Genomic DNA, 5,413 nt, shown 5'->3' on the forward strand with positions numbered 1-5,413 from the left:
CCGCAGGGGCCGGACGCAGCCGTGCGCATGCCCCTGCCGTCCTTCGCACCCGCCGCGCCCGCCACGTCGGCAGAGGCGGTGGGCCCGGCGGGGCTGGCCGGAGTGAAGGGCATGGGCGAGAACCATCCCCCCCGGGATGGCGCGGGGTTCCAACTGGTGCAGCCACTGACTGAAGGGCTGGAACTGGTGCGCTTGCCGGGCATAGCCCACCTGCTGCTGGACGCCGCCGTGCACCCCTTCCCCGACGACTGGCATGCCCATGCCCGCATGCTCATTGCCCGCCACGGCCTGAATGACGAACCGGCGGCCGGATGCATCTGGCACCACGGCCCCCTGGCGGCCCCTTCCATCATTCCGGTGGTCCGGGTGCGCGACACCGGCAGCATCCTCCTTGAATCCGCCTGCGGTTCCGGGTCGCTGGCCTACGGCCTGCACCGCGCCGCCATGACCGGCGGCGAGACGGCGCTGGCGGTGCGCCAGCCCAGCGGCGCCGTCATCCGCGTTTCGGTCAACCGCCGCGACGGCCTGACGCCAGAGGCATGGATAGGCGGCACGGTGCGCCACCTGGCCAGCGGCACCGCCTACCTGTACGGCGACCAGCACGCGTAGCTGGGGCGTTTCCCCCCGCCGCCACATCGCACGGTTTCCCTGCATCGGCGGTGCGTTGCCGCCCGCCTGCCGCGTGCCCCGATTGACGGCGCCGTAACCTTTCCGTAACAATGCATGCACGGGAACCTCCCGAAATCACGGAGGCTCGCCCTGCTGCTTCCGGCACCGCACCGCCGCAACTGCCGGAAATATCGCAACCTTCACGGACGCACGGCGTCACTGCGACATATCCATGGCATTTCGCACACTTTTCTTCGACCAGCAGGACCACGAGCTGCTGCTCATGGTCAACAAGGTGCTGGAGAAGGCCCGCGCTCCCAGCCCGTTCGTGCGCAAGCTGTTCGACGCCAGCCTGCACCCGCACGGCATCAAGGAGCTTTCCGTCTCGCGCGAACTGCGCGTGGCCTACGCGGTGATCAACCTGCTGGATTCGCTGGAGGCGGGCCTGGCGGAAGACCGCCTGCTGGCCTTGCAGACCCTGCGCGACGAGGTGCTGTACAGTGCGCAGACCGGCCTGCGCCGCAACACGGCGCGCGTGCTCATCCAGATCATGAAGGATCTCGTGCGTGCCCACGGCGACACCTGCCGCCAGCTCAAGCTGGCGCACGACTTCCGGCGCGCCGCATCGGGCAAGCCGCGCATCGTGCGCGCCCTGCTGGCCCAGTATCACCTGCTGGAAATGCCTGAAGAATGGAACCAGCTGGCCTTCGACAACCATGTGCACGACGCCAACACCAAGGGCCGCAAGAATCCCACGCACCTGATCATGGACGCGTGGATCAAGGGCATTCGGCACCTTACGGTAATCTATTACAACTTCGTTGAATCCTCTGCCGCCCGCGAACTGATGCAGGCCGCCGACATCATGGGGGTTTCCGTCCGCATCGGGGTGGAATTCCGGGTACCGGCGCGCAACAAGTACGCGGAACTCATCTGGGTGCCGCGCGGCTTTTCCGATTCGCAGGGGTTCCTGTCGTTTCTGGAAGAAACCCCCACCCAGCACCTGATGCAGGAAGGCCGCAAGGCCTCGCAATATCTTGCAGAGTACGTGTTGCAGGTGCTGCGCCGCTACAACGAGCGCCACCGCCGCACCATCAACGAGGAATTCGGACTGACCCTGGAGCCGCTGCACCGCGACGAATTCCTGTCCTTCGTGGGCACGGGGCAGCCCTCGCTGCTGCATCTGGCGGAATTCATCCACAAGCGGCTGGTGCCCGCCCTGCAGGGCCGGGTCGAGGAACTGCGCGACGAATGGGCCATCGCCACCCAGCCGGAGCGCGAGGCCATCGAGGCCCTGGTGCAGCGGCTGGACGGCCTGGACGCCGAAACCGTGCACGACCTGTGGCTTGCCCCGGCCCGCAATCCCGACATCCCCTCGGCCTTCGTACCCCACGAAGGGTCCGACGTGCCCGACATCCTGCGCACGCCGCCCCGCGCCCTGCTGGACTGGCTGACCAGCCTGCACAGCGGGTACCGCATCACCCTGAACCTCTCGGAACTCACCGTGGCCGACGTGCTCGAGCTTGTGTGGGACTGCGAGGGGCTGATCACCCACCTCGAACTGTTCAACCTCAAGGATTGGGCGGAAGGCGACGAGGCCCACGTGGCCAACATCCGCGCCATCAACGAACTGCAACTGGCCATCAACAGCGGCAGCGCCCCCCGCCTGAAGCGGCTTATCCGCGCGCTGATCCGCGACCATGCCGAATCCGGCGCGCAAGACGCCCCCGAGAGGTGCGAAAAATTTCGCCGCATCCTGCGCAGCATCCCCCGCTTGCAGGCGTTCTACAAGTCGGTGCAGCTGAAATCGCGCATCGGCAGCGATTCCACCAGCCGCTCGCACCGGGTGCACGGCATGGGCCTGGTGTTCCGCGAAACCCTGCCCCCCCGCGCCCAGAAGCAGATCGACGACCCGCGCGACACCATGCGCCAGATCATCCCCGTGCACACCGAGGTATACCTGCGCGAAAGCATGCTGGAACGACGCACCCCCGTGCTGCCCAGCCCCGCGCTGGTAAACCTGGTACGGCGTCTGCCGGGGTGTTCACGCTTCGGCTTTCGCCGGGTGCGCGAATGGGTGGTGCGCACCGACACCTCGCGCGTCACCCCGCGCGGCAACATCGCCACCCTTGGCGGTTTTGCGCGCAGCGGCGGCAACGGTCTTTCGCTGCACGCACGTTGCGGGGCAGCATGCGAACGCTGGATGGGCATGCGCTACCTGAACACCGGTGTATCCAATGCCCTGAAGGTGCTTGCCGGGTTCATCCCGGCCATGCTGGCCTTCCAGCACACCCAGCACTGGTGGGTGCTGGCGTGGTTCGGCGCGGTGATCTGGTTCCTCATCACCGGGGTGCGCAACGTCATCCAGGCCGTGACGGGCGGCGGCGGCGTAAGCCGTTCGCCCCTGCTGCGCTGGAACGACTACGTGAGCTGGAGCCGACTTTCCGACTCGCTGATGTTCACGGGCATATCGGTGCTGCTGCTGGAACTGGTCATGCGCAAGCTGGTGCTGGAGCAGACCCTGGGCTTCACCGTGGCCAACCACCAGTTGCTGGTCTACTCGCTCATCGCGGCGGCCAACGGCGCCTACATCGCCTCGCACAACATCTACCGGGGCCTGCCCAAGGAGGCGGTGCTCGGCAACATCTTCCGCAGCGTGCTGGCCATCCCCGTGGCCATGTTCTACAATTTCGTGCTGGACGACCTGCTGATCTTCGCCGGGGTGGACAACCCTCTCGACCTGCTGCAACAGGGTGCGGCGGTGATCTCGAAGACGGCGTCCGACACGGTGGCCGCGCTCATCGAAGGCTACGCAGACCGCAACAACAACATGCGCATCCGGCGCTGGGACTACGAAAGCAAACTGTACCAGTTGTTCGACGCCTTCTCCAGACTGGAGCTGCTGTTCCCCGAAGAGGACGTGCTGGAACTGCTGTCGCAGCCCAAGCAGTTCATCCGCGCGGTGGAAGCCGAGGCAGAGGACCTGGAGCGCACCATCATCATCAACGCCCTGGACCTGATGTACTTCTGGATGTACCAGCCGCGGGCGCGCAGCGTGCTTTCATTGCTGGTGCGCGAGATGTCGCCGGAGGAAAGGGCCATCCTGGCCCGTTCGCAGATGGTGCTGACCCGCGAGCGCGAGGTGAGCCAACTGTTCGTGGACGGCATCGTGGGCAAGAACTTCTCCAAGCCCCTGGCGTTCTACCTGGACCGCAACGTGGAATACCTGACGGCCATGTCGCAGCTTACCGGCGTGGACACGGTGGGCAACCGGGTGGCCTCGCCCGTCTAGCCCGGGGCCTTGCCTGCACGTCAATCCGCACCCCTTGCCCGGCCCGCGCTTTCATGCCATACAGGCCGCGCGAGCCGCGGTAACCCCGCCTTTGCTCGCCCCACTGGCCCCGCTTCGGCGGGGCTTTCCTTTTGGCGTGGCGCGTCCCGTTCACGCACCGCCGCCCCCGTCCCGTCGCCGTCACCGTCGCCGTCACCCCAAAGTGACCCCGTAACTTTTCGGTGCCGCCTTGTGCGAACCCGCAAGCTGCCCTACCATGCAGCGTGAAATACCGTCTCGCAGCGCCGGTTTTCCAGACCGCCGGAGACGAGGCACGCCAGCACCGGCGACAACGCGGGCAGGAATGCGGGTTCCCCGCACAGGAGGCGCACATGTCCACAGCATCCGGAACATCCAAGGCCATCTTCTTCCACGAAACCGGCGGGCCGGACGTGCTGCGCTGGGAAGACCACACCCCCGGCACACCCGGCCCCGGCGAAGCACTGGTGCGCCACGGGGCCGTGGGCCTCAACTTCATCGACGTGTACCACCGCACCGGGCTGTACCCGCTGCCCTCGCTGCCCGCCATCCCCGGCATGGAGGGCGCGGGCACGGTGGAGGCCGTGGGCGACGGCGTGACCGAAGTGCGGCCCGGCGACCGGGTGGCCTACGCGGGCAATCCGGTGGGGGCCTATGCCGAGCGCCGCCTGATTCCCGCCCACCGGCTGGTGGCGCTGCCGGACGACATCGACTTCGTCACGGCGGCGGGCATGATGCTGCGCGGCATGACCGCCCGCTACCTGCTGTACGGCTGCTACCCGGTGACGGAGGGCACCACCATGCTGGTGCATGCGGCGGCAGGGGGCGTGGGGTCGCTGGTGGTGCCGTGGGCGCGGCATCTGGGGGCCACGGTCATCGGCACGGCGGGCGACGAGTCCAAGGCCGAGCGCGCGCGGGCCAACGGCTGCCAGCATGTCATCCTGTACCGGCAGGAGGACGTGGCCACCAGGGTGCGCGAACTCACCGACGGGCGCGGCGTGGACGTGGTGTACGATTCGGTGGGGCAGGCCACGTTCATGGCCTCGCTGGACTGCCTGCGGCCCATGGGCACCATGGTTTCGTTCGGGCAGTCGTCCGGCAGCGTGGAGCCGTTCAACCCCGCCCTGCTGGCGGCCAAGGGCTCGCTGTTCCTCACCCGGCCCAGCCTGATGCACTACACGGCAAAGCGGGACGACCTGCTGGCCCACGCCCGCGACCTGTTCGACGTGGTGCGCGCGGGCATCGTGCAGGTGCAGGTGAACCAGACCTTCCCGCTGGCGCAGGCCGCAGACGCGCACCGCGCGCTGGAATCGCGCCGGACCACCGGTTCCACGGTGCTGCTGGTGTAGGGCAGAAAACGAAGGAAAGGCAGGAATCCCGCCGGGGGTCAGCCCCGGCGGCGGAAGGGCAGGCGCAGCAGCGCCCGCAGGCGGTTGCGCCACAGGGCCAGCCCGGTGTCCGCCGGAAGGGGCAATGCCCCGTCACGGGGGCGTG

Annotated in this window: 3 protein-coding genes; all 3 read left to right on the top strand. The window is 67.7% G+C overall.

Going from position 1 to position 5,413, the window contains the following annotated elements:
- A partial coding sequence (locus tag FVW20_RS06830; protein ID WP_504739147.1) for a histidine racemase CntK family protein occupies positions 1-609 on the top strand: 609 nt, incomplete at its 5' end.
- A 232-nt stretch (positions 610-841) separates the two neighbouring features.
- Positions 842-3,901 carry a hypothetical protein gene (locus FVW20_RS06835; protein WP_196608842.1) on the top strand — a complete coding sequence of 1,020 codons (3,060 nt, stop codon included), beginning with the start codon at positions 842-844 and terminating at the stop codon, positions 3,899-3,901.
- A gap of 371 nt (positions 3,902-4,272) precedes the next feature.
- Positions 4,273-5,268, top strand: a complete 996-nt coding sequence (locus tag FVW20_RS06840; protein WP_196608843.1) for a quinone oxidoreductase family protein — start codon at positions 4,273-4,275, stop codon at positions 5,266-5,268.
- Positions 5,269-5,413 lie beyond the last annotated feature (145 nt).

This window comes from Nitratidesulfovibrio oxamicus, assembly GCF_015731765.1.
GTDB lineage: Bacteria > Desulfobacterota > Desulfovibrionia > Desulfovibrionales > Desulfovibrionaceae > Cupidesulfovibrio > Cupidesulfovibrio oxamicus.

Coding starts and splice junctions, on each gene's coding strand:
- FVW20_RS06835 (WP_196608842.1), top strand. CDS start 842: ATGGCATTTCGCACACTTTTCTTCGACCAGCAGGACCACGAGCTGCTG.
- FVW20_RS06840 (WP_196608843.1), top strand. CDS start 4,273: ATGTCCACAGCATCCGGAACATCCAAGGCCATCTTCTTCCACGAAACC.